Annotated in this window: 22 protein-coding genes and 1 pseudogene; 13 read left to right on the top strand and 10 right to left on the bottom strand. The window is 41.4% G+C overall.

Going from position 1 to position 24,939, the window contains the following annotated elements; translation table 11 throughout:
- Window positions 1–3: 3 nt before the first annotated feature.
- The 4 genes from rpsI (at window position 4) to FN809_RS11450 (ending at window position 3,054) form a co-directional block, all read left to right on the top strand.
- A complete protein-coding gene (gene rpsI / locus FN809_RS11435; RefSeq protein WP_142533650.1) occupies window positions 4–390 on the top strand; it encodes a 30S ribosomal protein S9 in 387 nt (128 codons plus the stop codon).
- 196 nt (window positions 391–586) lie between these two features.
- Window positions 587–1,543, top strand: a complete 957-nt coding sequence (rpsB, locus tag FN809_RS11440) for a 30S ribosomal protein S2 (RefSeq protein WP_142533651.1) — start codon at window positions 587–589, stop codon at window positions 1,541–1,543.
- Window positions 1,544–1,572: 29 nt separating this feature from the next.
- Window positions 1,573–2,397, top strand: a complete 825-nt coding sequence (gene tsf / locus FN809_RS11445) for a translation elongation factor Ts (RefSeq protein ID WP_142533652.1) — start codon at window positions 1,573–1,575, stop codon at window positions 2,395–2,397.
- A gap of 216 nt (window positions 2,398–2,613) precedes the next feature.
- On the top strand, window positions 2,614–3,054 hold the full coding sequence (locus tag FN809_RS11450) for a type I restriction enzyme HsdR N-terminal domain-containing protein (protein WP_142533653.1): 441 nt from the start codon (window positions 2,614–2,616) through the stop codon (window positions 3,052–3,054).
- A 39-nt stretch (window positions 3,055–3,093) separates the two neighbouring features.
- Here the strand turns inward: FN809_RS11450 and FN809_RS11455 are convergent, their stop codons facing one another.
- From FN809_RS11455 to recR, 7 genes are all read right to left on the bottom strand, one after another.
- Window positions 3,094–3,609, bottom strand: a complete 516-nt coding sequence (locus tag FN809_RS11455) for a GNAT family N-acetyltransferase (protein WP_246095588.1) — start codon at window positions 3,607–3,609, stop codon at window positions 3,094–3,096.
- Window position 3,610: 1 nt separating this feature from the next.
- The gene (locus FN809_RS11460) at window positions 3,611–5,545 is read right to left on the bottom strand and encodes a tetratricopeptide repeat protein (protein ID WP_142533655.1); all 1,935 of its coding nucleotides are present in this window, start codon (window positions 5,543–5,545) and stop codon (window positions 3,611–3,613) included.
- A gap of 90 nt (window positions 5,546–5,635) precedes the next feature.
- The gene (locus FN809_RS11465; RefSeq protein ID WP_142533656.1) at window positions 5,636–7,228 is read right to left on the bottom strand and encodes a tetratricopeptide repeat protein; all 1,593 of its coding nucleotides are present in this window, start codon (window positions 7,226–7,228) and stop codon (window positions 5,636–5,638) included.
- Between the two features lie 101 nt (window positions 7,229–7,329).
- Window positions 7,330–8,484, bottom strand: a complete 1,155-nt coding sequence (locus FN809_RS11470; protein WP_142533657.1) for a glycosyltransferase family 2 protein — start codon at window positions 8,482–8,484, stop codon at window positions 7,330–7,332.
- A 5-nt stretch (window positions 8,485–8,489) separates the two neighbouring features.
- Window positions 8,490–8,924 carry a BT0820 family HAD-type phosphatase gene (locus FN809_RS11475; RefSeq protein ID WP_142533658.1) on the bottom strand — a complete coding sequence of 145 codons (435 nt, stop codon included), beginning with the start codon at window positions 8,922–8,924 and terminating at the stop codon, window positions 8,490–8,492.
- Between the two features lie 31 nt (window positions 8,925–8,955).
- Window positions 8,956–9,438 (bottom strand): hypothetical protein, encoded by a 483-nt coding sequence (locus tag FN809_RS11480; RefSeq protein ID WP_142533659.1) that lies wholly within the window; start codon window positions 9,436–9,438, stop codon window positions 8,956–8,958.
- A 26-nt stretch (window positions 9,439–9,464) separates the two neighbouring features.
- Window positions 9,465–10,085 (bottom strand): recombination mediator RecR, encoded by a 621-nt coding sequence (gene recR / locus FN809_RS11485; RefSeq protein ID WP_142533660.1) that lies wholly within the window; start codon window positions 10,083–10,085, stop codon window positions 9,465–9,467.
- 465 nt (window positions 10,086–10,550) lie between these two features.
- Between recR and rbfA the strand changes: the two genes are divergently transcribed.
- From rbfA to FN809_RS11505, 4 genes are all read left to right on the top strand, one after another.
- Complete coding sequence (gene rbfA, locus FN809_RS11490) at window positions 10,551–10,892, top strand: 30S ribosome-binding factor RbfA (protein ID WP_142533661.1); 342 nt, start codon at window positions 10,551–10,553, stop codon at window positions 10,890–10,892.
- Window positions 10,892–11,719 carry a class I SAM-dependent methyltransferase gene (locus FN809_RS11495; RefSeq protein ID WP_142533662.1) on the top strand — a complete coding sequence of 276 codons (828 nt, stop codon included), beginning with the start codon at window positions 10,892–10,894 and terminating at the stop codon, window positions 11,717–11,719. Before rbfA ends, FN809_RS11495 begins: the two co-directional genes overlap by 1 nt.
- 19 nt (window positions 11,720–11,738) lie before the next feature.
- Window positions 11,739–12,971 carry an ABC transporter permease gene (locus FN809_RS11500; protein ID WP_142533663.1) on the top strand — a complete coding sequence of 411 codons (1,233 nt, stop codon included), beginning with the start codon at window positions 11,739–11,741 and terminating at the stop codon, window positions 12,969–12,971.
- Window positions 12,972–13,038: 67 nt separating this feature from the next.
- Window positions 13,039–13,704 carry an NAD(P)H-binding protein gene (locus FN809_RS11505; RefSeq protein WP_142533664.1) on the top strand — a complete coding sequence of 222 codons (666 nt, stop codon included), beginning with the start codon at window positions 13,039–13,041 and terminating at the stop codon, window positions 13,702–13,704.
- Between the two features lie 198 nt (window positions 13,705–13,902).
- Here the strand turns inward: FN809_RS11505 and FN809_RS11510 are convergent, their stop codons facing one another.
- The 3 genes from FN809_RS11510 to lysS are packed head-to-tail and all read right to left on the bottom strand — an operon-like array spanning window position 13,903 to window position 18,031.
- Window positions 13,903–15,240 carry a glucose-6-phosphate isomerase gene (locus FN809_RS11510; protein ID WP_142533665.1) on the bottom strand — a complete coding sequence of 446 codons (1,338 nt, stop codon included), beginning with the start codon at window positions 15,238–15,240 and terminating at the stop codon, window positions 13,903–13,905.
- 34 nt (window positions 15,241–15,274) lie between these two features.
- Window positions 15,275–16,270 (bottom strand): NAD(P)H-dependent glycerol-3-phosphate dehydrogenase, encoded by a 996-nt coding sequence (locus tag FN809_RS11515; protein ID WP_142533666.1) that lies wholly within the window; start codon window positions 16,268–16,270, stop codon window positions 15,275–15,277.
- Between the two features lie 39 nt (window positions 16,271–16,309).
- Window positions 16,310–18,031, bottom strand: coding sequence for a lysine--tRNA ligase (lysS, locus tag FN809_RS11520; protein WP_142533667.1), 1,722 nt, complete (start codon window positions 18,029–18,031; stop codon window positions 16,310–16,312).
- A gap of 493 nt (window positions 18,032–18,524) precedes the next feature.
- Between lysS and lipA the strand changes: the two genes are divergently transcribed.
- From lipA to FN809_RS11545, 5 genes and pseudogenes are all read left to right on the top strand, one after another.
- Window positions 18,525–19,397 carry a lipoyl synthase gene (gene lipA, locus FN809_RS11525; protein ID WP_142533668.1) on the top strand — a complete coding sequence of 291 codons (873 nt, stop codon included), beginning with the start codon at window positions 18,525–18,527 and terminating at the stop codon, window positions 19,395–19,397.
- A 124-nt stretch (window positions 19,398–19,521) separates the two neighbouring features.
- Window positions 19,522–20,223: a lipoyl(octanoyl) transferase LipB gene (gene lipB, locus FN809_RS11530; protein ID WP_142533669.1), complete on the top strand. Its 702-nt coding sequence runs from the start codon at window positions 19,522–19,524 to the stop codon at window positions 20,221–20,223.
- Between the two features lie 329 nt (window positions 20,224–20,552).
- Entirely contained in the window at window positions 20,553–22,283 is a 1,731-nt protein-coding gene (gene recJ, locus FN809_RS11535) for a single-stranded-DNA-specific exonuclease RecJ (protein WP_142533670.1), read from the top strand.
- Between the two features lie 529 nt (window positions 22,284–22,812).
- Window positions 22,813–24,681 (top strand): methylmalonyl-CoA mutase small subunit, encoded by a 1,869-nt coding sequence (gene mutA, locus FN809_RS11540; RefSeq protein ID WP_142533671.1) that lies wholly within the window; start codon window positions 22,813–22,815, stop codon window positions 24,679–24,681.
- A gap of 24 nt (window positions 24,682–24,705) precedes the next feature.
- Window positions 24,706–24,897 (top strand): annotated as a pseudogene (locus FN809_RS11545) (GxxExxY protein); the annotation flags it as partial.
- Between the last annotated feature and the right edge of the window lie 42 nt (window positions 24,898–24,939).

A 24,939-nucleotide genomic window follows, 5' to 3' on the forward strand; every position in this document is an offset into this window, starting at 1 on the left:
AGCATGGAAGTAACAAACGCAATCGGTAGAAGAAAGTCGGCAGTGGCTCGTATCTACTTAGGCGAAGGTAAAGGACAAATTACCATCAACAAGCGTGAGCTTAAGGATTACTTTCCGGCGCCTACCTTACAATATATCGTAACACAGCCCTTGAACACTTTGGGAGTGCTTGAGAATTATGATATTAAAGTAAATATCTACGGTGGAGGAAGTAAAGGACAAGCGGAAGCGATAAGACTAGCTATTTCGCGCGCCCTCGTTAAAATTGATGAGGAAAACAAACCGGCTTTAAAAGCACAAGGGTTTATGACTCGCGACGCAAGAGTTGTTGAGCGTAAAAAACCAGGACAGCCTAAAGCACGTAAGAAATTTCAATTTAGTAAACGTTAAAACTTTTCGGGTGCGTTTAGTATCTAAACTGCTCAGATTCATCTTAGTTAGAAAGTGCATAAAATTAGAAAGTGAAAAGTTAAAAAGTGCAGTTTTTTCGCCTTACTTTTCACTTTATAAACTTTCTGTTTTCACTAAGTATTGACTACTGGGGAGTTGATATTTACAGAATGTAAACGACTTTTAAAAAACAAAAATGGCAAGAACAAATTTTGATGAATTACTAGAGGCCGGTGTACACTTCGGTCACTTAAAAAGAAAATGGAATCCGGCAATGGCGCCTTATATTTTTATGGAGCGCAACGGTATCCACATTATTGATCTTCATAAAACGGCAGCCAAGATTGATGAGGCAGCCGAGGCCTTAAAGCAAATTGCAAAATCGGGACGTAAAATATTATTCGTGGCTACTAAAAAACAAGCCAAGGAAATTATAGCCGAAAAAATGAAGGCCATTAACATGCCCTACGTTTCGGAACGATGGGCAGGAGGTATGCTTACTAACTTCCCTACTATCCGTAAGGCAGTTAAAAAAATGACGACCATCGACAAGATGATGGCAGATCCGAGTGCCTGGAAAAACCTTTCGAAAAGAGAGCGTTTGCAAATCACCCGTCAAAGGGCGAAGTTAGAAAAAACACTGGGTAGTATCTCTGATCTTACACGCCTACCGGCAGCCATGTTTGTTATTGACGTAATGAAGGAGAACATTGCGGTGCGAGAGGCCAATAAGCTGAATATTCCTGTGTTTGGAATGGTAGATACCAACTCTAACCCAATAGGGCTTGACTTTGTTATACCTGCTAACGACGATGCCTCCAAGTCTATTGAACTCATTACCGATATCATGGTAAAAGCTATTGAGGAAGGGCTGAATGAGAGAAAAGTGGAGCGCGAATACGAAGCCGCAGCCAAGAAGGACAAGCCGGCAAAAAAGGAAACAGCCAAGAAAACGAGGATACCTGCTAAGGACAAGGCACCTAAGGAGGATGCTGCAGAAGCCAAAGCTACGGACGAAAAAGCGCCAAAAGTAGAAGCCAAGGATGAAAAAGCGCCGGAGGCGGAACTCAAGAAGGAGAAAGCAACAGGCGAAACTACACCCGAAGTAAAAGCTACAGAGGCTTCTTCGAAAGAAGATGAGAAAACAGAATAATTGATTTAATAATCTAAACAAATCGTATTATGGCTATTAAAGCTGCTGATGTAAGCAAACTCAGAAAAATGACCGGTGCCGGTATGATGGACTGCAAGAAGGCATTAACCGAAACCGATGGCGATTTTGATGCTGCCGTAGAATATATCCGCAAAAAAGGTCAGGCAATGGCGAGCAAGCGTGCCGATCGTGAAACTACAGAAGGGGCTACCAGAGCAATGGTAAGTGCCGATGGTAAAAAAGGTGCCGTTTTAGTTTTGAAATGCGAAACAGATTTTGTTGGAAAAAATGAGAGCTTTGTAGCTTTAACCGACTCTATCCTGGAAACGGCACTTAAAAGCGATGCCACAAATGTGGATGCTGTTTTGGAGCTCACACTGAATGGTTTATCCATTAAAGATGTAATTACCGAGCAAATTGGTGTTATAGGTGAGAAAATTGAAATTGCTAATTATGCCGTGCTTACTGCAGAACACGTGGTACCTTACATTCATCCCGGCAACCAACTTTCGGTTATCGTAGGCTTTAATCAGGCCGGCTTCCCCGAGCAGGTGGGCAAGGATGTGGCTATGCAAGTTGCCGCTATGGCGCCTGTAGGTGTAGATAAAGAATCAGTGCCGGCCGACATTGTGGAGCAAGAACTAAGGATAGGCAGAGACAAAGCAAAGGAGGAAGGTAAGCCTGAAGCTATGCTGGATAAGATTGCACAAGGACGTCTTGGTAAATTCTTTAAAGAATCTACTTTGTTAGAGCAGGATTTTGTTAAAGACAATAAAAAGTCTATCAAGCAATACCTGGAAGAAAGCAGTAAAGGTCTTACAGTTACAGATTTTAAGCGTTTTTCTTTAAGCTAAAGAATAACACTTACAATATATTATCCCGGTTCTGCATGCAGAACCGGGATTTTTACTTTTAGCCCTTATATGATACTTACACAGATATTGCAATAATTATTGCAGGAAATTTACCACTGCTCGGCATAAAAAAGTTGTATTTTAGTACTTACCAAAAAAATATAAAGGTTACCCCAGCAAAGTTGGTTCTACTAGTTAAACCCGTCATAGCTTGCCATGCAAAAACTCAATTTACCTACATATACATTTACCGTATCCGATACAGGCGGAAAAAAAAAGATATTTGATAGGATACGAAAAAAAATGGTGACCCTGACCCCGGAAGAATGGGTGCGACAAAATTTTATTCTTTATTTGTCAACAAACAAGGGTTATCCACTTTCGTTGATGGCGGTTGAAGCTAATGTGAATATCAATGGCTTGAGCCAGCGTGCCGATATTGTTGTGTACAACACGCGCCGCTTACCTGCTTTAATAGTAGAGTGCAAAGCACCTTCGGTAAAAATAACCCAATCAGTATTTGAGCAGGCATTGCGCTATAATATAAAGCTACAAACCAGTTTGGTTTGTGTTACCAACGGTTTACAACATTATTGCGCCAAATTACATGGGGGTGGAGGGTATACGTTTTTAGAAGAAATACCGTGTTATAAATAAACTAAGTTTGTGTAGGCCTGCGCCATTCGTAAGCCTTCCTTATCTATTTAGCAGCTGATAAAAACCCTCATCGATATATTCCCGCCCCACTTTGCGCCATTGTTTTTTGATGCCGGCACGTATAAATCCCTTGCTTTGGAATAGATGGATGCTTTTTTTGTTATTGACAGCTATGGAGCAATAGAGTTGATGGATACCCAAAGTGTTAAAACAGTAGTCGATAAAGAGATCCAGCCCCATAGCGGCATAACCTCTGTCGCGGAAAGCCTTATGCACCATGATACCCACTCCTGCACGACTGTGGTAGGGGTCGAAATCGAACATGTCGATGATGCCGACCGTTTTAGGACTGTCCCCTTCGGTTTCTATCATCAGCCTTAGCTCTTTCGATTGGTATATATCCAAATTAATACCCTTTAAATATTGCGTTAGCTGTTGTTTACTAAAAGGCTTCAACGTTTCGGAATATACCCACAACTCCATGTCGTTTTCCCATTGATACAACAAATCTACATCAGCGGGCTCTACGGCTCTTAAGGCTACGGTTTCATTCACTTCAATCCTCCGCTTTCATTTTATCCAACTGCCAGAAATAACGCACAAACGGGTCGTCGTATCCCGTGGCTTCTATTACTTTATGCTTTGCTTTTTTTGCGTCTTTAAAGCTGTTAAAACTGCCATATACATAGCGATAATTGCCATCATTGCCTTTGTACAGCATTATCTTATCCTTGTCCAGTTGCCTATAAGCATCGTAATTATCCAATGGTTTTTTTAGGGTTACAAACTGTACGGTGTATTTACCCCTGACCATTGTAGCGGCTTTATCCGTATCTGTAACCTCGTCCTTACCGGTTTTGGTTTCTGTTTTTACCGCTGCCAGCAATCCTTTCACCATCACATCCTCTGTTTCTACCGATTGCGATTGGTTTAAATAGGTCATGTCGCGGCTAACTGTTAGGCTACTCACTGTATTTTCTATATTTTCACCCATTATTTCGATGTCGTAAGTTTTTTCGGCTTCCAGAATAAACATGTATTTACCCGACACCGGATTGGGACTATACTCGCCTACTAAGTGGTCTGTTCCCTTCTCTTTAACCTGTATTAATACATCATCCCAGGCATACTCCCTGCCTGCATTAAGCTTGCCTTTTATAACGGCCAGACGTTCTATTTCCGGTTGTTCGTATTCTATGGCATACAGATCCGAACCGCCGTAATTTTCTTCAAAGCGTGAGGATGCCATGTAGGCTCTGTTTTCTGCCGCGGTAGGCACAAAAAAGAAATCATCGTCGGGGGTATTGATCGGGTAGCCCATATTAACGGGTTCGCTCCAAGAGCTATCCGCTTTCATCCGGCTGTAAAAAATGTCGAAATTACCCATGGTATTGTGCCCCTCAGAACTAAAAAACAAGGTTTTACCATCCGGGTGAATCATAGGTGTTTCTTCGTCATACGGGGTATTAATATCCGGTCCCAGGCTTTTTGGAGTACCCCATTTGCCGTTGGGTAATTTGCGTACCATATAAATATCCAAGCCACCCTCTCCACCTTTTCTGTCACTGGTGAAAAATAGCATTGATTTATCGGCATTGATGGAAGCGTGGGTTTCGTTGTAGCGGCTGTTAATTCCTTGGGGCAGCATAAAAGGCTCGCTCCATATTTCGCCGTCAAACTCGCTCACATAAAGGTTTTGGCCGTCAAAATCGCTGCGTAGCAGATACAGTTCACTCCCGTCTGCCGAAAGGCATAAAGCCGACTCATGGCTGTCTCTTTTCTGCACCTCTTTAATCACCTTTGCTTTGCCCCACTTTTCATTTTCTTTTTTGGCTGTATATATCTTTTCTGAAAATTGTCCATCGTTTAACATTTGGGAGTAGGATGATTTACGCCGTGAGGTAAAGATAACGATTGATTCATCGGCACTTACTAGTGGGCTGTGGTCATCGTAGCTTGAATTTATCGTGCTTCCGAGGTTATGTACTTCGAGCTTAACAGGATTTTTCATAAATTTTATCCCGTTGTTGCTTATTTCTATTTCGCGGCTTATCATTTCTCTCAACTCTGTTTCATCCTCATCTGTAAAATCAAGCATCTTGTGGTACACGCCCAATGCATCCTTATACCGATAGAGCATCTGCATACTTTTAGCCTTCGATAGGTGCAAATCTACACCTAACTCGGTATAATAATTCTCGGGCTTTAAAAGCTCCACTGCTTTAGAAAAATACACCAATGCCGAATCGTGTCCTCCCTTTGCATTAAGGTATGAATGGCCCAGATTGTAAAGCACATTTATGTTTTCCGGTTCCTCTTCAGCTACTCTTTTAAACAAAGGGATGGCTTGTTCATAATCTTCCTTTTCGGCAAACGAAACCGCAAGGTTAAACATTTTAGTCACACTCGGATTATTGTTTTGCCCCGAAAGCGACTGAATTGAAAGCAACAGAGCTATACAGACAGCGAATAGGTTAGATTTAGCAGACATTATATACAGGTTTTTGAGTTTTTGAAACGAAAGTGCAAAATACCATTTATAGCGCAAACGGCCATGCCATCATCTCCTTAAAAATATAATTTACTGGTTCGTATTTACTTTTAAAACTAAAGGATCAAGATAAAAGGTGTGTTTTTTTCGAGCAAAGGTATTTTCGGCTGGAATATTAAAGTCTTTAATAACCGTTTTATGTCCTTCCATTTCTATTTCCATGTTATAATGGGCACCGGCAGGAAGAATAAAAATGTATTTTCCATTATTAGGACTGGGACGATAAACGCCTTCAACCTCACCACTATTTTTATTAGTTACTGTTATTTTTGCGTTGGCAGCAGGCTCACCATCCGGACGAAACAGAAATCCACCGGCCACGGTTAATGCATTGGGATGGTTACTGGGAAACTCAATCAAGTATATATCTGCTCCTCCAAATCCTTTATCCCGCCGCGAGGCATAGTATACTCTTTGCTCGTCGATGGTAGGGGCATAAAACAGGTCGTCAAATGGGGTGTTGATTGGATAACCAATATTCAGCACATTTCCCCAGTTACCCGCGGTATCTATGCCGGCTTTAAATATATCGTAACCCCCCATAGAGCGATGCCCCTCAGAACTAAAATATAAAGTTTTTCCATTGGGATGGATATAAGGACTTTCCTCGTCGTATTCAGTATTTATTTTCTCGCCCATATTGCGTACTTTTCCCCAACTACCATCAGGCAGTTTGTTCACACAATAGATATCCTTGCCTCCATATCCACCGGCACGATCACTGGTAAAGTATAAGGTGTTTCCATCTATCGAAAAGGAGGCGTGTGTTTCATTGGCCATTGTATTGATGGGGGAGGGTAATTTTTCAAGCTCGCCCCAATTGTTGTTTTTAAAGTAGCTGGTGTGTATATTGCCAACTCCTGCTTCACTTTTGTAGATAAGTAAGGTGCTGCCATCGGACGAAATTCCTATGGTAGCACTGTTGCCCTGGGTATTAAAACCGATACCCCTTGAGGTAATCCATTGGCCATCGCGCCAATGCGAAAAATACACGTTTTCGTATGTCGTAGCAGCCTTATGGGTAGCAGATGCTACGGGTTTTCTTGTTGAGGTGAATAAGAGCATATCCTCGTGTAAATTTACTACGGGACTGTGTTCGTCGTACTTCGTATTGATAAAGGGTCCGAGATTGGTAATTCTAAAATCTACAGGATGCTTTTTAAGCGCTAAAGCATTTTTGTTGTATATTATTTCGCGCTGAATCTTTTTTTTGGCTGCACTTTGTTTGCTTGCGATTTGCTTTTTTAACTTTTCAAAAAGCTCCAATGCTTCTGCAAAGCGATAACCAAGATGGTACGCCTGTCCAAGGTAGAACCTGGCTTCGATGGCTTGGGTACTTTTTTTATTTTTAAGCGGGTATTTTTGAACTGCCTCCTCCAATAATTCTATTGATTTTTCGATATGATTTTCCGAAAATAGAAAACACTCTCCAGCTTTAAATAAGATATACCTATCGTTGGGATATTCTTTTAACAAGCGGTTGTAAATAGCCGAGGCATCCTGGTAATTATCAAGCTGTAACAAGTCCTCAGCTTTAAGTATTTCCTTTTTGTATGCACGTTGCTGTGCACTCATGCTCGTAACCCAAAAAAGTGACAACAGTAAAATAAATATTTTTTGCATAGGGGCAATAACTTAGTCCACGTTTCGCATAACCTTAGTGTGGCTACCATTCAAATCTATATAAAAATAGATATTTGTTTTTATTCTGCAATACTTTTTTGTTAAAGTGCAATTGTTTGACCTTGAATAAGCTTATTGTCGCTACCAAGCATAACTTTTGCCTGCAAATCTAAAAAACGATAATTAAATTTACATTTGTACGTATCCATTGTTTTTATCATCTGTTTATACGGCATTAGTCCTTGCACAAAAACAAGCGTACCCTGTTGCTCCATAGCCGGGTCAGTTATTGTTTTAACTACAAATTTCTTTTCAAGTTGCTGCATCAAATCTTCAGGGGCAGGATAGTTGTGTAAAAATAATAGTGTGGGTTGGTTGGCAACAGGGTTTTGAGCCTTGTTTTTAAGTAGAGCATGTTTGAAAGTGGACAGTGCGCTGGCTACAAATACCCCCAGGTAAATAAAAACCTTTAAAACAATTCCGTAGCTTTTGCTAAAGTGCTTATGGGCAAATTGAACCATGGCTTTGTAAAATCTATTTACATAGGTTTTATCTTTTATGGTGCTCTCTCCTTTAAAATGAATGATACTCGATTCGGAAAAGTAGTAATTGGCGTAGGCATGTTTTGTTACACGGTAAGATAGGTCGATATCTTCGCCATACATAAAAAAATCTTCGTCCAACAAGCCTACCTTATCCAGAACACTCTTTTTAAAAAGCATAAAGGCTCCGGCAAGCACTTCTATTTTACTGTTTTTGTTTGGGCTTAGATAACCTTTGTGGTATTCGGCAAATATTTTTGAAGTAGGAAATAAAGCAGCCAGTCCCGACATTTTTGTTAGAGCGGTCCATGGCGACGGCACACCACGTTTTGATTCGGGAAGGAATAGGCCTGAACCGTCGATCATGCGAATACCCATTCCACCCGCATCCTTGGTGTTTTGCATAAAAGCGATGGTTTTGGTAAAGGTGTCTTCTGCTACAACGGTATCCGGGTTCAGTATTAAAATATATTTCCCGTGAGCCTTGCGGATAGCCTGATTGTTGGCTTTGGCAAAGCCCGGGTTGACCTGATTGGCAATAAGTTTACAGGCAGGAAACTCTTTGGCCACCATAGCTGCGGCACCATCGGAAGAATTATTGTCTACCACAAACACCTCAGCCGTAATAGTCGTGCAAGCCGCAAAAACCGAATTCAGGGTCAGCCGTAGAAAATCTACGGCATTATAACTGACTATTACAACAGATAAATCCAATAGGGCTATTCTTTACAAAATAAAGTTTTAAAAAAATTACACCACGGGCGTCTTGCTGCCCGCTCCATTCTCTGTTTAATTTTCCTGGTCTCCTCATCGTTGCCCAATCCAAGCTCCTGCCAAATTTCGCCCCAACCATAAAAACCACCTACATTACGGTCATCGATAAACAAGTCGGCATTAATTTTTCGGCTCGATTCGTTCTCGTTAAAAATCTCTTCAGGATAACTCTTGTTTACCGCAAAAAATTCTATTCCTCGTTTTTGGCAATATGCAACGGCTTCATCCAGTTCGTGACCGGAGCGGTAGGTCCATAAAATTAATAAATGACCGGCTTTCTGCATCGCTTTTAGGGTGTCGAACGCAAAAAGCATTTCTTTCCCTATGCGAGGATATCTATGCTCAACGATGGTCCCATCAAAATCAACGGCTATAGTCATGTATATTTTTATCGTTTAAAATTATATAAATTTATTTTACTTGCTCTGCCAATAGTTCTGATTCCTCATCATCCAGTTCTAAATCGCTTATTATGCGCTGTTTGGTAGGTGCATGTATGATAAACAGTACAAACACCACCGCAAACATGTATAAAAACGATTTGTCGGCAGCTACCAGATAAGCCATCATCGCCAATAGACCAATCCCCTCGAGCAAGGCTATGCGTACCACAAAGGCCAATTGGAACATAGCTATTTTTTTACTCAAGGTCAATGAGCGATTGATATGCTTTATTTTTTTGAAATAAAAAATATGACTCACCGGAATACCCACTAACAAAGCCATGATAACTACAGCTTTTAATACGTTGAGCGTTTGCAAATCGAATATTGCAAATGCCCCCATTTTAAAAACTATAATAACACTGATGAGAGCAGCCAAGGACATAGAACCCAGTATGACGATATAGATGCTGTGTAATCTTCTGAATTGCTTTTTGATATTTAAATTCATTGTTATAGATGTCCTTTTTAAATTTGTTACAAAGTAGTTTCAAAGGGTAAACGGTTTATCAATGAACGCCCCAGCGTAAGTTCATCAGCATACTCCAACTCGTCGCCTATGGCAACTCCACGAGCGAGCGTGGTTATTTTTACATCACTATCCTTGAACTTACGGTAGAGATAAAAATTAGTAGTGTCGCCTTCCATGGTAGTAGGCAGGGCAAATATAAGTTCTTTGGCCAATCCTAATTTTACCCTTGACTGCAAGGGTTTAACTGTTAAATCGTCAGGACCTATGCCGTCCATGGGAGATATAATGCCACCCAGCACGTGATAAACACCAAAATACTGTTGTGTGTTTTCGATAGCCATCACATCTTTTATATTCTCCACAACACAAACGGTTGAATGGTCGCGTTTAGGACTGGCGCATATGTCGCAAAGCTCACTGTCTGATATGTTATGGCATGATTTACAATACACAATATCTTCGCTCAAGCTCCGTAAGGATTCAGCAAAGCTTAACACATCATTCTTTTCTTGTTTTAACAAAAAGAGTACCAGCCTGAGTGCTGTTTTTTTGCCTACGCCGGGTAGTTTTGAAAACTCCCGTACCGCATTCTCCAGTATTTGCGATGGATAGCTATCCCAATTCATGTGCTGTCTGTTTTTTTAAGTGGCCAAAGTTATAAAAAATATAATGAAGGTTTGGTTTCAAAACTAAGCATTAGCGAAGGATAAAATGCAGTGGCTGTTTTTATTTAAATAGCTGAGTGCTAAAGGGAGATAAATTGACCTGTAATCATGGTATCCTCCGGATGCTGAAAGAGTAAAACCCCCAAATCAATTAATTGTTATCCATTAGGTATTTGTTTGTTGCAGATTTAAAAAGAGAGATATGTAATGCGCCTAACAATAAACAGCAGTATGTCAATAACAGCCTATCGTCAATCTTATTTAATCTGCACAGTTGCATTGCCGGAATGCTAAATATCAGTCCTTAATTAATTTTAAAGTAGAGTAAGCAAGTAAGATGATGTTATCTTTTTTCATATTTTCGGTAAAATAGGCTTAGTTAAGGTTAAAAACATTAATTTCGTAGGTTAATACAATAGCATTATAATGGATTCAACAAGACAAAAGAAAATAGCGCGATTGCTTCAGCGCGAACTGAGCGAGATATTTATGCGCGAGGCCAGGCACTGGACGCTGGGAGCAATGGTTTCTGTTTCCAAAGTGCGTATATCGCCCGATTTGGCCTTGGCCAAAGCCTACATTAGCATATTTCCATCAGATAAAAAAGAAAAAGTGTACACCGAAATAAACAATAATGTTTCGGGGATGCGTCGCTTTCTTGGTTTACGCGTAGGCAAACAGATGCGCATAGTGCCTAACTTACAATTTTTTATCGACGACTCATTGGATTATATCGATAACATCGATCGCCTTTTAAAAGACTCCTAATGCAATACGATCCTATTAAAAAAAGCCTGGGCAATGTATTTAACGTGTCGCCATGGTCGCGTATTTTATTCTATAAACTTTTGGACTTGCTCTTGTTGCGCTCCTGGCATATCCGTAAAGAGATTAGAGCATGGAGCAAAAAAGTAGCCAGCGACATAAAAGTATTGGATGCCGGGTCCGGCTTCGGGCAGTATGTGTATTATCTCTCGTCGAAAAATAAAGGCTGGGACATAACAGGCCTTGATGTAAAAAAGGAACAGATAGCGGATTGTAATACCTTTTTTGCCAGGATAAACCGTAGGGACCGCGTTAGGTTTGCCTATGCCGATCTAACTAAAATGGATCAGGAAGAAATGTACGATTTAGTAGTTTCGGTTGATGTAATGGAGCATATAGAAGACGATGAAGGCGTTTTTCGCAATATTTACAGAGCCATGAACCCCGGCGGTATGATGCTCATCTCTACACCCAGCGATCAAGGCGGTTCCGATGCCCATCATCACGAGGCTGAACACCAAGATGGCGTAACCGGATTTATTGATGAGCATGTGCGCGATGGATACAACCTGCAGGAGATTACGCAAAAACTTAAAAAAGCCGGTTTTAAAGATGTGGATGCCCGATATTCCTACGGCCGCCCGGGAAGCATATCCTGGAAACTATCGATGAAGTATCCTATCTCTATGCTCAATGTGTCCAAAGTATTTTTTATACTACTACCGTTTTATTATCTGCTCACTTTTCCCATATCTATTGTTTTAAATATTTGGGATGTGAGTGGCCATCATAAAAAAGGCACAGGCTTGATAGTGAAGGCTTTTAAGTAGTAGCTAAATCCGGTATGGTTTGAAACTCATCTTAGAAATAGCGCTCAAATTTCTTTTCGGTAAAAAGTCGAAAGGAATTATCAATACCATTTCAACTATTTCCATCGTTGGGGTAGGCGTGGGTTCGCTTGCCCTGCTTATGGTGCTTTCGGTTTTTAACGGTCTGCACGGATTAATAGGAGGCTTGTACGGCTCCTTTGATCCGGATTTTAAAGTGATTGCCACACAAGGTAAGTTTTATTCTATCGACACCCTGGATATTCAGAGAATACAGAATATGGACGAGGTAATTCAGGTTGCCCCGGTGGTGGAGGACAATGCCCTGCTCAAATATAACCAACGCAGAGTAACAGGTATCGTAATGGGGGTAGATAGTACCTTTTCGCAGGTCAGTCGTTTAGATTCCATTATTATTGATGGTAAGTTTATTATTAACGATGATTTTGGATATGGTGGCGCCATAGGTTTTGAGCTGGCCGATCAACTGAATGTAAGGCCTACCTTTATGACCCCGCTTGCCATTTACGTTCCTCAGCGAAATAAAAAGATTAGCCTTACCCGGCCTGATGAGGCTTTCAATACCCATTATGTGCATCCTAAGGGCATTTTTATGGTCAAACAAAAAGAATACGATTCGCAATACCTCATCATTGATATAGGGCTGGCGCGCAAGCTGTTTCAATACAAACCAAGCGAAGTGAGCTACCTTGCCGTTGCCATCAAGGCGGATGCTTCTGTGGATCGTGTGCAGCGAAGGATAGAAACGATAGTGGGCCAATCTTTTCAGGTTAAAAACAGGCAGCAACAACATGCCAGTTTTTATAAAATGATGAAGGTGGAAAAACTAATGGCATATCTAATCCTGTGTTTTATACTGATAATAGCTACCTTTAACCTGATAGGTACCATGTCGATGCTTATATTCGACAAGAAGGAAGGCATTAAAACGTTAAAGAGTATAGGTGCCGATAAACGCATGGTGACCCGGGTGTTTTTGGTAGAAGGCTGGTTGATCTCGCTCATTGGGGTAGTCTCAGGTGTGGCTCTGGGTATTATTTTGGTGCTGGTACAACAGCACCTGGGCATCGTTAAATTTGCCAGTGGCGGTAATTTTGTGGTGGATGCTTATCCGGTAAAACTGTTGCTAACGGATATAATCGTAACTATGGTAACCGTTACTTCTATCGGATTTCTGGCTACATTGTATCCCGTAAAAGTTATCGTGCGTAATTATTATGATGAAGCAAAGTAGGGGTTAAAAAATCGATGCTTTTCGGTGCCTGTGTTTCAGTATTTGATGAAACTAATTTCTTAAAAAAATGAATAAAACAGCCATTATCCTCGGTGCTACCGGATTAAGCGGCAGCCTGCTTTTAAAAAAGTTGGTAGATGACGATAGCTACGGTACAATAAAACTTTTTTTGCGAAAACCTACCGGAAATAAATCGCCTAAAATACAAGAGTTTATTGGTGATATGTTGCAATTGGAGGATTTTAAAAAGGACTTTATGGCCGATGAGGTGTTTTGCTGCATTGGTACCACTACGGCAAAAACCAAGGACAAAGCCTTGTACCGTGCTATTGACATGGGCATACCTGCAGCCGCAGCCAAACTGTGCGCTCAAAACAATATCCCGGTATTTATGGTTATTTCGGCCATTGGAGCCAATGCCAATAGTAATATATTTTACAACCGCACCAAAGGCGAAATGGAGGGAGCTGTTTTAAGCCAACAGATACCAACAGTATACATCCTTCGGCCATCCCTTATTGTTGGAGGTCGTCAGGAAAACAGGGTGGGGGAGTCTATGGCTGCCTGGCTGATGAAAATATTAAATCCCTTTTTGTTTGGGAGGCTTAAAAAATACCGTTCTATCAAAGCCAATACCATTGCCTCCGCCATGCACCGGCTGGCTATTACGCAGCTGGAGGTACCCACAATTATTGAATCGGACAGGATAGCAAGAATTGCCGTGGGTGATTAAGCAGAAGGGTTGGAAAATGCTCAGCTGGTAAAGTGATACATTAATTCAGCATGGTGCATGTAAAAGTAAACGCAAGGTAAGGGTGGTAATAGTATATAAAGCGCATGAAGCATACACTAAGTGCCCTATGCAATTTGCTGGTAAGAGATGAAAAATGATTAAAAAGCCCGAAGAGTAAAATCTTCGGGCTTTTTAATATTACAACTTCGCTTTAATAGCTTTTGTTTCTTCTTCAAATCCTGGCTTCTCCAATAAGGCAAACATATTTGATTTGTAGGCTTCTACGCCGGGCTGATCGAAGGGATTCACACCTAGGATGTAACCGCTTATGCCACAAGCTATTTCAAAGAAATAAAGCAATTGCCCTATGTAATAGGCATTCAGCTCCGGTATTTCTATTTGGATGTTGGGCACACCACCATCAACATGAGCAAGTAAAGTACCGAGCTCGGCCATTTTATTTACCTTGTCTACCCTTTTGCCGGCCAGGTAATTCAGGCCGTCCAGGTCGGCTTCGTCGCGGGGTATAATAACTTCGCGGTTGGCCTTGTTTACGGAAAGCACCGTTTCAAAAATGTTGCGTACGCCTTCCTGTATATATTGTCCCATAGAGTGAAGGTCGGTAGAAAAATCTACTGCTGCCGGAAAAATACCTTTATGCTCTTTTCCTTCGCTCTCGCCATATAATTGCTTCCACCATTCGGCTACAAAGTGCAGCTTAGGTTGGTAGTTCACCAATATCTCGGTACCCTTACCGTTTCGGTACAATTCGTTACGAACGGCGGCATAGGTAGCAGCCGCACTATTTTCGGCTTCGTGGGCTGTTGTTTTTTCCATGTCCTGTGCACCTTTCACAAATGCTCGGATGTCGATACCCGCAACGGCGATGGGTAATAGTCCCACAGGGGTAAGTACCGAATAGCGTCCGCCAACGTCGTCGGGGATTACATAAGTTTTATATCCTTTTTGATTAGCCAGGGTGCGTAATGCTCCTTTCTTGGCATCGGTAATAGCCACAATGCGTTCTTTAGTTTCGTTGGCAGAGTATTTACTTTCTAACAAATCTTTTAGCAAACGGAAGGCCAGCGCAGGCTCGGTGGTAGTTCCGGATTTGGAAATAACCACAAGTGCAAAGGATTTATCTTTTAAAAGATCCAGTAACTCGGCAGTATAATCTTCGCCAATATTTTGTCCGGCATAAACCACAACCGGGTCTTTTCGGTCGGTAAGCAGATGATCGAAGCTGTTGGATAGGGCATCTATAACGGCACGCGCCCCAAGGTAGCTTCCGCCAATGCCTACCACCACTACAATATCCGCTTTTGAGCGCAGGCTGGCGGCCGTAGCCTCAATGTCAGCCAGTTCGGTATCGTCGATGCTGGAGGGGAGGTTTACCCATCCCAGGTAGTCGTTACCACGCCCTGTTTTTTCATATAGTGACTTTAGGTGTGAAGCAACTTCGCTTTTGTATCCGTTTACTTTTTCTTCCGATATAAAATCGAAGGTTTTAGAAATATTGATCTTTAAATTTTCCATGCTTTGATGTATTAATAGGAATATAGAATGTTTTTTATCTTAAATTTTCGGTGAGCAGGCGAATTTCAATAGAGGGCGAAATACGTTCGTAAATAATATTGTACACCGCATCGGTAATGGGCATGTTCACCTTGTACTTTTCGTTAATTTCTTTGATACTCTTTACGGCATAATATCCTTCGGCAATCATAAGCATTTCCATTTGGGCATATTTTACCGAGTATCCTTTACCCAGCATGGTGCCAAACATGCGGTTACGGCTAAACTGCGAATAACCCGTTACAAGCAGGTCGCCCAGGTAGGCCGAGCTTTTGATGTCGCGGGTTATGGGGTGCACCGTATCTACAAAACGTTTTATTTCCTGTATTCCGTTCGATATCAAAACGGCCTGAAAGTTATCGCCGTAGCCCATGCCGTGGCAAATTCCCGAAGCGATGGCTATAATGTTTTTAAGTACAGCCGAATATTCCGTTCCGTATATGTCGTCCGAAACGGAGGTTTTGATGTAACTGCAATCCAGAAAAGAGGCAAAGGTACGTCCTTTTTTTACGTCGAGGCAAGCAATAGTAAGGTACGATAGGCGTTCCAGCGCTACCTCTTCGGCATGGCAGGGGCCGGTTATAATACCGATGTTATCCAAAGGAACATCGCAAATTTCATTTAAATAAGTGCCCACAATCATATTGTCCTCGGCTACCAAGCCCTTAACAGCCGATGCCACAAACTTACCCTTTAGCGGTACCGTTAGTTCATTCAGTGTTTTTTTAAGAAAGGCCGACGGGATAGCCAGGATGATGATGTCACTATCTTCTACAATATGATTTATATCTGTATAAAAGTGTATGTTATTAACATCAAAATCAACGCTGGTAAGGTAATTGGGATTGCGGCCGTCCTTCCTGAACTTTTTAATGTGTTTTGGATTACGGAAATACCAATTCAGCTCATAAACATTATTCATGAGCATTTTGGCTATGGCTGTAGCCCAGCTTCCACTACCAATGATGCCAACTCTTGATGTTTCGTCCATATTTTATTATTATCCGCTTCTTAAAATTCAGACTTAATGCTATGCTAACCATGCTTTTACTTCGTCCATGGATGGATTGGTGTAGCCCAGCTTGTTTTTTTTGTTGAAACCACACAGCTCCTGGTGCAGTTTAGTAGGTTTTACTTCTTTTAAGGCTTCTGCTTTTTTATAGCCCAATTTCTGTATAACCTCTACCCAGGGTTGGTCGATGCCCAGTGCCATATACTTTTCTTCACTATCGTTTTCCACCTTTTTTTCCGGACGCATTTGTGGAAAAAGGAGAACTTCCTGTATGGATTGCTGGTTGGTCATGAGCATCGTGAGCCTATCTACGCCAATGCCCATTCCCGATGTGGGGGGCATGCCGTATTCCAGTGCACGCACAAAGTCCATATCGATAAACATAGCTTCGTCATCGCCTTTTTCCGATAGTTTCATTTGATCCTGAAAACGTGCCAACTGGTCGATGGGGTCGTTGAGCTCGGTATAGGCATTGGCCAATTCTTTTCCGTTAACTAACAGTTCAAATCGCTCGGTGAGTTCAGGATTGTCGCGATGCTTTTTGCTTAGCGGTGACATCTCAACAGGATAATCGGTAATGAAAGTAGGTTGTATATAATTTCCTTCGCATCTTTCGCCAAAAATTTCGTCTATGAGCTTGCCTTTGCCCATTGAGGGATCTGTTTCAACGCCTAGTTGTTCACATACCTTAAACAATTCCTCTTCGTTCATGCCGTTGATGTCGATGCCTGTATGTTCCTTAATGGAATCGAGCATGGTAATTCTTTTGTAGGGACGTTTAAAGTCAATTACCTTGTCGCCCAGCTTAACCTCTGTTGTGCCGTGCAGGGCAAGGGCAACGCGCTCTACCATTTCTTCGGTAAAGTTCATCATCCACTTATAGTCCTTGTAAGCCACATAAATCTCCATCACGGTAAATTCGGGGTTATGGGTGCGATCCATTCCCTCATTACGAAAATCCTTGGCAAATTCATATACGCCGTCAAAGCCACCCACTATCAATCGTTTTAAGTAAAGCTCGTTGGCAATACGCAGATACAGCGGTATGTTAAGTGCGTTGTGATGTGTAACAAAAGGGCGTGCGGCAGCGCCTCCGGGAATAGCCTGTAGTATGGGCGTTTCCACTTCCATGTATCCCTTTTCGTTAAAAAAGTTGCGCATCGTGTTAATAATTTTGGTGCGCTTTATAAAGGTATCTTTAACCTGATCGTTCACAATTAAATCTACATAACGCTGGCGATAGCGTTGCTCAGGATCGGTAAAGGCATCGTAGGTTTTGCCGTCCTTTTCTTTTACTATGGGTAGTGGTTTTAAGGCTTTGGTAAGTACCTTAAATTCTTTTACGTGAATAGAGGTTTCGCCCATCTGCGTTTTAAACACATAGCCTTTTACACCTATTATGTCACCTATATCCAGTAACTTTTTAAATACGGTATTGTACATGGTCTTGTCCTCGCCGGGGCAAATATCATCGCGTCTAAAGTACAATTGAATGCGTCCCTGATTGTCTTTAATTTCGGCAAACGAAGCATTGCCCATGATACGGCGGGTCATTATTCTGCCGGCTACCATAACATCCTTCAAGCTCTCAGGCTCCTCTTCAAACTGTTTTTTGATATCTGCGGAGTAATGGGAAATTTTAAATTCTTCGGCTGGGAAAGCATTAATTCCCAATTTATTTAATTCTTGAAGACTGTTCCGTCGGAGCAATTCCTGTTCGCTTAGTTCTATGGCACTCATACCAGTTATTATCTATTTAAATAATTAAATGTTTATTACTGAATCATATTCGTGTCGGAGACAAAAATAATTCGTGGATTATTTAGGTGCAAAAAATCCATGCAAAGATAATCATTACGCTTTAATAACGAATATATAAACAAGATAGCATTTGAACTTTAACGTATTTTATGGCGTTTACAGGGCGTACGGGTTGAACCCATGCCTACGATTAGTATATGAATTGGTAGGTAATTACACATGCTTTTGTTAAAATTGTACGATATTAATACGTTTAGTACATTCGCAACAGTGCCTTATTGCTGGATTCTGCCAAAGAATAAATAAACAGTAGAGATGAGGTGTGGCGATGATGTATTGCATTTGCAAATAAATTTAATCACATGAAACGAGCCCCCGGAGGGTTGGGGTGGCTATAAGAGTTTCTTCTTACGCTGGAGGAGGTCTAATTGGTAGCGTTTCATCTGACCATTAAAGAATAAGTTATAAACTCATGAAAATAAATACAAGAACTAAAAAACCGGACTGGTTAAAGATACAGCTTCCTAATACGGCAGATTATAAATGGATGCACCAAACCATCCGCGATAATAAATTACACACCATCTGTACCAGTGGTAAATGCCCCAATGCCGCTGAATGTTGGGGGGCCGGTACGGCTACATTTATGATTTTGGGCGATATTTGTACACGGGCATGTAAGTTTTGCAATGTTAAAACAGGAAAGCCCCTGGCTGTAGATACTAAAGAGCCTCTGCGCATAGCTCGCTCCATAAAAATTATGAAGCTTAAACATGCAGTGATAACCTCTGTAGACCGGGACGACCTGGAGGACGGTGGTGCTGGTATCTGGGCAAAGACTATTTTAAAGGTGAAGGAATTGAATCCCGGTATAACGCAGGAGGTGTTAATACCCGACTTTAACGGGCTCCACCATTTAATTCAGCAGGTGATAGATGCAAAGCCTGAGGTGATATCGCATAATCTGGAAACATCACGACGCATTACACCTATTATCCGTAGCCGGGCAAAATACGATTTGAGTCTGGAGGTGCTTAAATACATTGCCGATGCAGGTGTTGTGGCAAAAACAGGTATTATGGTTGGCATAGGCGAAACAGAAGAAGAAGTGTTGCAAACCATGAAGGATGCTTATAATGTAGGCGTAAAAGTATTTACTATTGGCCAATATTTACAGCCCAGTAAAGAACATTTGCCTGTGGCGGAATATGTTACGCCGGAGCAGTTTGCAAAATACAAAAAAGCAGGGTTGGAGATGGGCTTTAAATATGTAGAAAGCGGCCCCATGGTGCGTTCATCCTATCATGCCGAAAGACATATCAATGCATTAAAAGCTGAAAATTAAGAGTTGAAAGTTTAGCGTTAAAGTTGTGTTTAGCCGTACTGTGTAATAGGCTTTATACATCATACTTTATAACTGACACTTTTATAATTTTGCGCTTTATAACCTTATATTATACACTAAATAAATGAACAGCACCGTTAAATTTGAAGACTTGGGTTTAGTTGAGTACAAAAAAGCCTGGGATTATCAGGAGCGTGTTTTTGACTCAACGATAGGTACAAAGTTATTCAACAGGGAGCATCCCGAAGATCCAAAGCCTATAGTCCACAAACTCTTGTTTTGCGAGCATCCGCATGTTTATACCTTGGGCCGCAGTGGAGCGGTAAATAACTTGTTGATTAATGATGCTTTTTTAAAGCAGATAAACGCTACCTATTATAAAAGTAACCGAGGTGGCGATATCACCTATCACGGCCCCGGACAGATTGTAGGTTACCCTATCTTTGATTTAGAAGAGATGGGGTTGACCATAAAAAAATATATCTATTTATTAGAGGAGTCGATTATCAACTGTGTTGCTGATTATAATTTGAAAGGCGATCGGCTCGAGGGAGCTACCGGGGTATGGTTAGATGTGGGAGTGCCCGGTAAAGCACGTAAGATTTGTGCCATAGGCGTCAAGGCCAGTCGTTATGTTAGCATGCATGGATTTGCGCTAAACGTGAATACAGATTTGGGCTATTTTAACCATATCAATCCGTGTGGTTTTGTAGACAAAGGAGTTACCTCACTTGAAAAAGAACTGGGCCAAAAGCAGAATTTTGAGCTCGTAAAGAAAAACTTGCTTGCTCGTATCAAAAGTGTATTCCAAATCAAATTGGGGTAGTAAACGGTAAACAGAATAAAGTAAACTGCAAAGGACACAAAGAAAATTGGTGTACATTGTGCCTTCTTTGCGAACATAGTGGTTAAAAGGTAAACCACAAAGGACGCGATGGATGCATAAAGGACACAAAGAAAGTTGGTGTGCATTGTGCCTTTTTTGCGAGCATGGTGGTTAAAAAAGACGGGATAAGTCTTGCTAATTGTATTGATTATAAATGTATTATCCTTTGTTTACAAAGGGTTTTTAAAAATATATGGTATAGATTGAGTTTTTTGACGATCCATTTTTTGGAAGTTTTAAATCCACAATCTAAGACCACGGAGCAGCGTATGGAAAAAAGATGGAACATTAAGGATCCCGGTATAGGCGAAAAGGTAGAGCACCTGTCAAAAGTATTGAATATAGACAGGTATTTATCTGGTTTACTTGTACAACGTGGAATTGAAACGTTTGAAGAGGCAAAAGCATTTTTTCGACCATCTTTTGATCATCTTCACAATCCATTCTTGATGAAAGATATGGATAAAGCGGTGGACAGACTGGATAAAGCCATCCGAGGGCAGGAAAAGGTGGTTATTTATGGCGATTATGATGTGGACGGAACTACATCGGTAGCCTTGGTATATTCGTTTTTAAAACCATTTTTTAAAAATATCAGTTTTTATATCCCCAATCGGTACGAAGAAGGATATGGAATTTCCATAAAAGGAATTGATTTTTTTGCCGAAGAAGAATGCACCTTAGTCATTGCCTTGGACTGCGGTATTAAAGCGGTCGAAAAATTAAAGTATGCCACCCAAAAGGGTATCGATTTTATTATCTGCGATCATCATACCCCGGGTGAGGTGTTGCCTGAGGCAGCGGCCTGTCTGGATCCTAAAAGAGCTGATTGCAACTATCCCGATAAAAATCTTTCGGGTTGTGGCGTAGGCTTTAAGTTTTTGCAGGGTTTTTGCCAACACAGGAAGCTCGACCATACTACATTGTACAACTACTTAGATTTGGTAGCGGTGAGTATAGCCTCTGATATTGTGCCCATAACCGGCGAAAACAGGGTGATGGCTTATTTTGGTCTGGAAAAATTGAATACCAATCCGGGGATGGGCTTAAAGCACATCATAAAGGTGGCCGGAATGCAAGGGCGACAAATGACCATCAGTGATATCGTTTTTAAATTAGGCCCCCGTATTAATGCTGCCGGACGTATTGAGTCGGGCAATGATGCCGTTAAATTACTTATTAGCGATAACGAGGAGAATGCGGGCATAATGAGTTTAGATATTGACAAATGCAATGATACGCGAAAGGGTTTCGATCGGGATATTACCCAACAAGCATTGGACAAGATTGCCAATAGCGAAGATCATAAAAACAGAAAAGCAACCGTTTTATTTGAGCCCGAATGGCACAAGGGGGTTATCGGCATAGTAGCTTCCCGACTTACCGAAACCTATTATCGCCCCACCGTAATACTTACTGAATCAAAAGGCTTAGCTACAGGTTCGGCCCGCTCGGTAGATGGTTTTGATTTGTATAAAGCCATAGATTCGTGCAGCGACTTACTGGAAAATTTTGGGGGACATATGTATGCGGCGGGTCTTACGTTAAAAATTGAGAATATACCCGAATTCAAAACCCGTTTTGAGCAATATGTAGAACAAAACATTACGCCCGAACAGCAAGTGCCGCAGATAGAAGTGGATCAGGAAATTAGTTTAAAGAAGATAAATGCCAAATTTTTTAGGATTTTGAAACAGTTCCGCCCCTTTGGTCCGGGAAATTTAACACCTGTATTTGTTACCAGGAGGGTTTTTGACTATGGTACCAGTAAAAAAGTGGGTAAGGATCAGAGTCATCTTAAAGTGGAGCTGATAGAGGAGGAGTCGGGTGCCATAAAGCAAGGTATCGGATTTTCAATGGGCGAGTATTTGGATCAACTGCAAACCGGCCATCCTTTTGATATTTGTTACACCATTGAAGAAAACCAGTACAACGGACGTTCCACCCTGCAAATGATGATAAAAGACATGAAGTTTCCCTACTCCGGCGAATACTCCTGATAAAATGATTGCCGGATTTAATTTGTTGCTATTGGAATGGGTATCATTGTGTCAGTTAAACCCTCCCTGCCTTCCGAAACGAGTTAGGAGCAGGCTGTAAAGGAAGCACAGTAGCTCCCCGGAGAGAGCCGGTTTCTTTTCTGCTTGTCGCTAAAGTGTACTACGAAGGTGCTACGATCTTCGCATCAGGCCTTGGCGAATCAGAAGCAAAGTAACGCAAGCGCTTATTGCATCATCTTCCACAACCGAATGACAGTTACTGTGGGATATTAAATAAAACATAAAGTTTTTTTATCAGTTTTTAAACAGAAAAAAACACCTAATCTCATTTAACCACTTTAAACCCGCCAGGAGCTGCCCATCAGCCTGCTAAACCGGTATCACAGATCGATAAAAATTGCTTTAATTGTTGCCCTGTTTTAAAATAATGCTCAAAAACAGGTGATAAAGAATGACAATAAGTTAGTTAAGTCGGCTAAAAGGCTTAATTTTGCGGTCTGAAAAAACAAACAGTTATACAGTTATTATTATGGCAGATAAAACTAAGAAACCGTTGTTAAGCGATTTTCCACCCGTTAGCACCGAGCAATGGATGGAAAAAATAACGGCGGATTTAAAAGGCGCTGATTTCGAAAAGAAGTTAGTTTGGAGAACCAACGAAGGCTTTAACGTTCGTCCTTTTTATCGAGCGGAGGATTTAGATGGGGTTAATTATCTCGACAGCCTTCCCGGAGAGTTCCCGTACGTACGTGGAACAAAAAAAGACAACAACTGGCTGGTAAGGCAAGATATTAACGCAGACGACGCCAAGGCGGCCAACACTAAAGCCTTAGATGTTTTAACAAAAGGGGTTACCTCCCTGGGCTTTACCCTGTGTAAGGAGGTCAAAGATATGGAGGCTCATATCGAAACCTTGTTGAAGAACATTATTGCCGATGCCGTTGAGATTAACTTTAACACGAGCCACGACAACCAAAAATTATTTGAAGCGCTGGTAGCTTACGTAAAAAAAACCAACCGGGAACTCTCACAGGTGCACGGTTCGGTAAATTTTGATCCGCTGGGCTGTTTAACCACTTCGGGAAAAACGGGAAATGATGTCGACAGCATGTTTAATCAAGCAAAGGATTTAATTGAAGCAGGCAAAAATCTACCTCAATTCAAAACCATCGCAGTCAACGGCAAGCATTTTAATAATGCCGGATCTACCATCGTTCAGGAGTTGGCTTTTGCCTTGTCTATGGGCAATGAGTATATGGCACAGCTTACTGAGAGAGGTGTTTCGGTAAATGCTGTTGCAGGAGCCATTAAATTTAATTTGGGCGTTGGCGGAAATTATTTTATGGAGATGGCCAAGCTTCGTGCTGCACGTATGCTATGGGCTACCATCGTAAAATCCTATAGTCCGTCCGGTTTGGAACCTACTAAAATGAAAATCCACTGTGAAACATCGCAATGGAACAAAACTGTGTACGATGCATACGTAAATATGCTGCGTACCCAAACCGAAGCCATGTCCGCTTCGTTGGGTGGTGCGGACTCACTTACCGTTCAGCCTTTCGACACCGTATTTAAGGAGTCCGATGTGTTTTCAGAAAGGATAGCACGCAACCAGCAGTTATTATTAAAAGAGGAGTCGCACTTTGATAAAGTGGTTGATCCTTCGGCGGGTTCTTACTATCTCGAAAACCTTACCGACAGTATTGCCAGAGAAGCCTGGGCATTGTTTGTTGAGGTGGAAGAAAAAGGTGGATACCTCGCAGCTTTAAAAGATGGTTTTATCCAGACCAAAGTAAAAGAAAGTGCCGATAAGCGTAAAAAAGCGGTAGCTACGCGTCGTGAAAATTTACTGGGCACCAATCAATATCCAAATGCTTCGGAAGAAGCCGGCAACAAAATTTCCAAAACTTCAGGCTGCGAAACCGGATGTGGCAATGGCGATACCCTTGTAGAACCCATTGAGCTATTCCGCGGAGCAGAGCAGTTTGAGGCATTACGTTTGGCTACTGAAAAAGCAGCAAAAACGCCAAAAGTATTTATGCTTACCTACGGAAATCTTAATATGCGTTTGGCACGTTCGCAGTTTTCGGGTAACTTTTTTGGCTGTGCAGGATATCAAATTATCGATAACAACGGGTTCCCCACGGTTGAGGATGGTGTTAAAGCCGCCAAAGCCGCCGGTGCCGATATCGTTGTGCTGTGTTCTTCGGACGAGGAGTATGTAGATGCGGCGCCCAAAGCATTCGAAGCTATTAAGGGCGAAGCCATTTTTGTGGTTGCCGGAGCACCCGCCTGCACCGACGACCTAAAAGCAAAAGGCATCAAGCATTTTATCCATGTACGTTCAAACGTACTCGAAACATTGCAAGGATTTAGCAGTAAATTGGGAATAGAATAACTCAGAGACGCCAAGACACAGTGCTTTTTTATGGATTTATTGGTTGAGAATAAGGTTGTAATTGAATTAAAGTGTGTCGAGGTTATACTTCCTGTACATGAAGTTCAGTTAGTTAGCTATTTGAAATTAGCCAATAAAAAATTAGGACTATTATTAAACTTTAATGAACCTGTTTTAAAACAAGGTATCCGACGAAAAATAAATGGAGAATTGTAATTCTCTGCTTCTCTGAGCCTCTGTGTTCATCTTAAAACAAAT

Source organism: Saccharicrinis carchari (assembly GCF_900182605.1).
GTDB classification, from domain to species: Bacteria; Bacteroidota; Bacteroidia; order Bacteroidales; family Marinilabiliaceae; genus Saccharicrinis; species Saccharicrinis carchari.

Excerpts from the sequence above, each read along its gene's own strand:
- FN809_RS11495 (WP_142533662.1), top strand. The coding sequence starts at position 10,892 with ATGCAATACGATCCTATTAAAAAAAGCCTGGGCAATGTATTTAACGTG.
- lysS (WP_142533667.1), bottom strand. The coding sequence starts at position 18,031 with ATGAGTGCCATAGAACTAAGCGAACAGGAATTGCTCCGACGGAACAGT.
- rpsI (WP_142533650.1), top strand. The coding sequence starts at position 4 with ATGGAAGTAACAAACGCAATCGGTAGAAGAAAGTCGGCAGTGGCTCGT.
- FN809_RS11465 (WP_142533656.1), bottom strand. The coding sequence starts at position 7,228 with ATGCAAAAAATATTTATTTTACTGTTGTCACTTTTTTGGGTTACGAGC.
- rbfA (WP_142533661.1), top strand. The coding sequence starts at position 10,551 with ATGGATTCAACAAGACAAAAGAAAATAGCGCGATTGCTTCAGCGCGAA.
- FN809_RS11480 (WP_142533659.1), bottom strand. The coding sequence starts at position 9,438 with ATGAATTTAAATATCAAAAAGCAATTCAGAAGATTACACAGCATCTAT.
- recJ (WP_142533670.1), top strand. The coding sequence starts at position 20,553 with ATGGAAAAAAGATGGAACATTAAGGATCCCGGTATAGGCGAAAAGGTA.
- mutA (WP_142533671.1), top strand. The coding sequence starts at position 22,813 with ATGGCAGATAAAACTAAGAAACCGTTGTTAAGCGATTTTCCACCCGTT.
- rpsB (WP_142533651.1), top strand. The coding sequence starts at position 587 with ATGGCAAGAACAAATTTTGATGAATTACTAGAGGCCGGTGTACACTTC.
- lipB (WP_142533669.1), top strand. The coding sequence starts at position 19,522 with ATGAACAGCACCGTTAAATTTGAAGACTTGGGTTTAGTTGAGTACAAA.
- tsf (WP_142533652.1), top strand. The coding sequence starts at position 1,573 with ATGGCTATTAAAGCTGCTGATGTAAGCAAACTCAGAAAAATGACCGGT.
- FN809_RS11475 (WP_142533658.1), bottom strand. The coding sequence starts at position 8,924 with ATGACTATAGCCGTTGATTTTGATGGGACCATCGTTGAGCATAGATAT.
- FN809_RS11505 (WP_142533664.1), top strand. The coding sequence starts at position 13,039 with ATGAATAAAACAGCCATTATCCTCGGTGCTACCGGATTAAGCGGCAGC.
- lipA (WP_142533668.1), top strand. The coding sequence starts at position 18,525 with ATGAAAATAAATACAAGAACTAAAAAACCGGACTGGTTAAAGATACAG.
- recR (WP_142533660.1), bottom strand. The coding sequence starts at position 10,085 with ATGAATTGGGATAGCTATCCATCGCAAATACTGGAGAATGCGGTACGG.
- FN809_RS11450 (WP_142533653.1), top strand. The coding sequence starts at position 2,614 with ATGCAAAAACTCAATTTACCTACATATACATTTACCGTATCCGATACA.
- FN809_RS11510 (WP_142533665.1), bottom strand. The coding sequence starts at position 15,240 with ATGGAAAATTTAAAGATCAATATTTCTAAAACCTTCGATTTTATATCG.
- FN809_RS11460 (WP_142533655.1), bottom strand. The coding sequence starts at position 5,545 with ATGTCTGCTAAATCTAACCTATTCGCTGTCTGTATAGCTCTGTTGCTT.
- FN809_RS11515 (WP_142533666.1), bottom strand. The coding sequence starts at position 16,270 with ATGGACGAAACATCAAGAGTTGGCATCATTGGTAGTGGAAGCTGGGCT.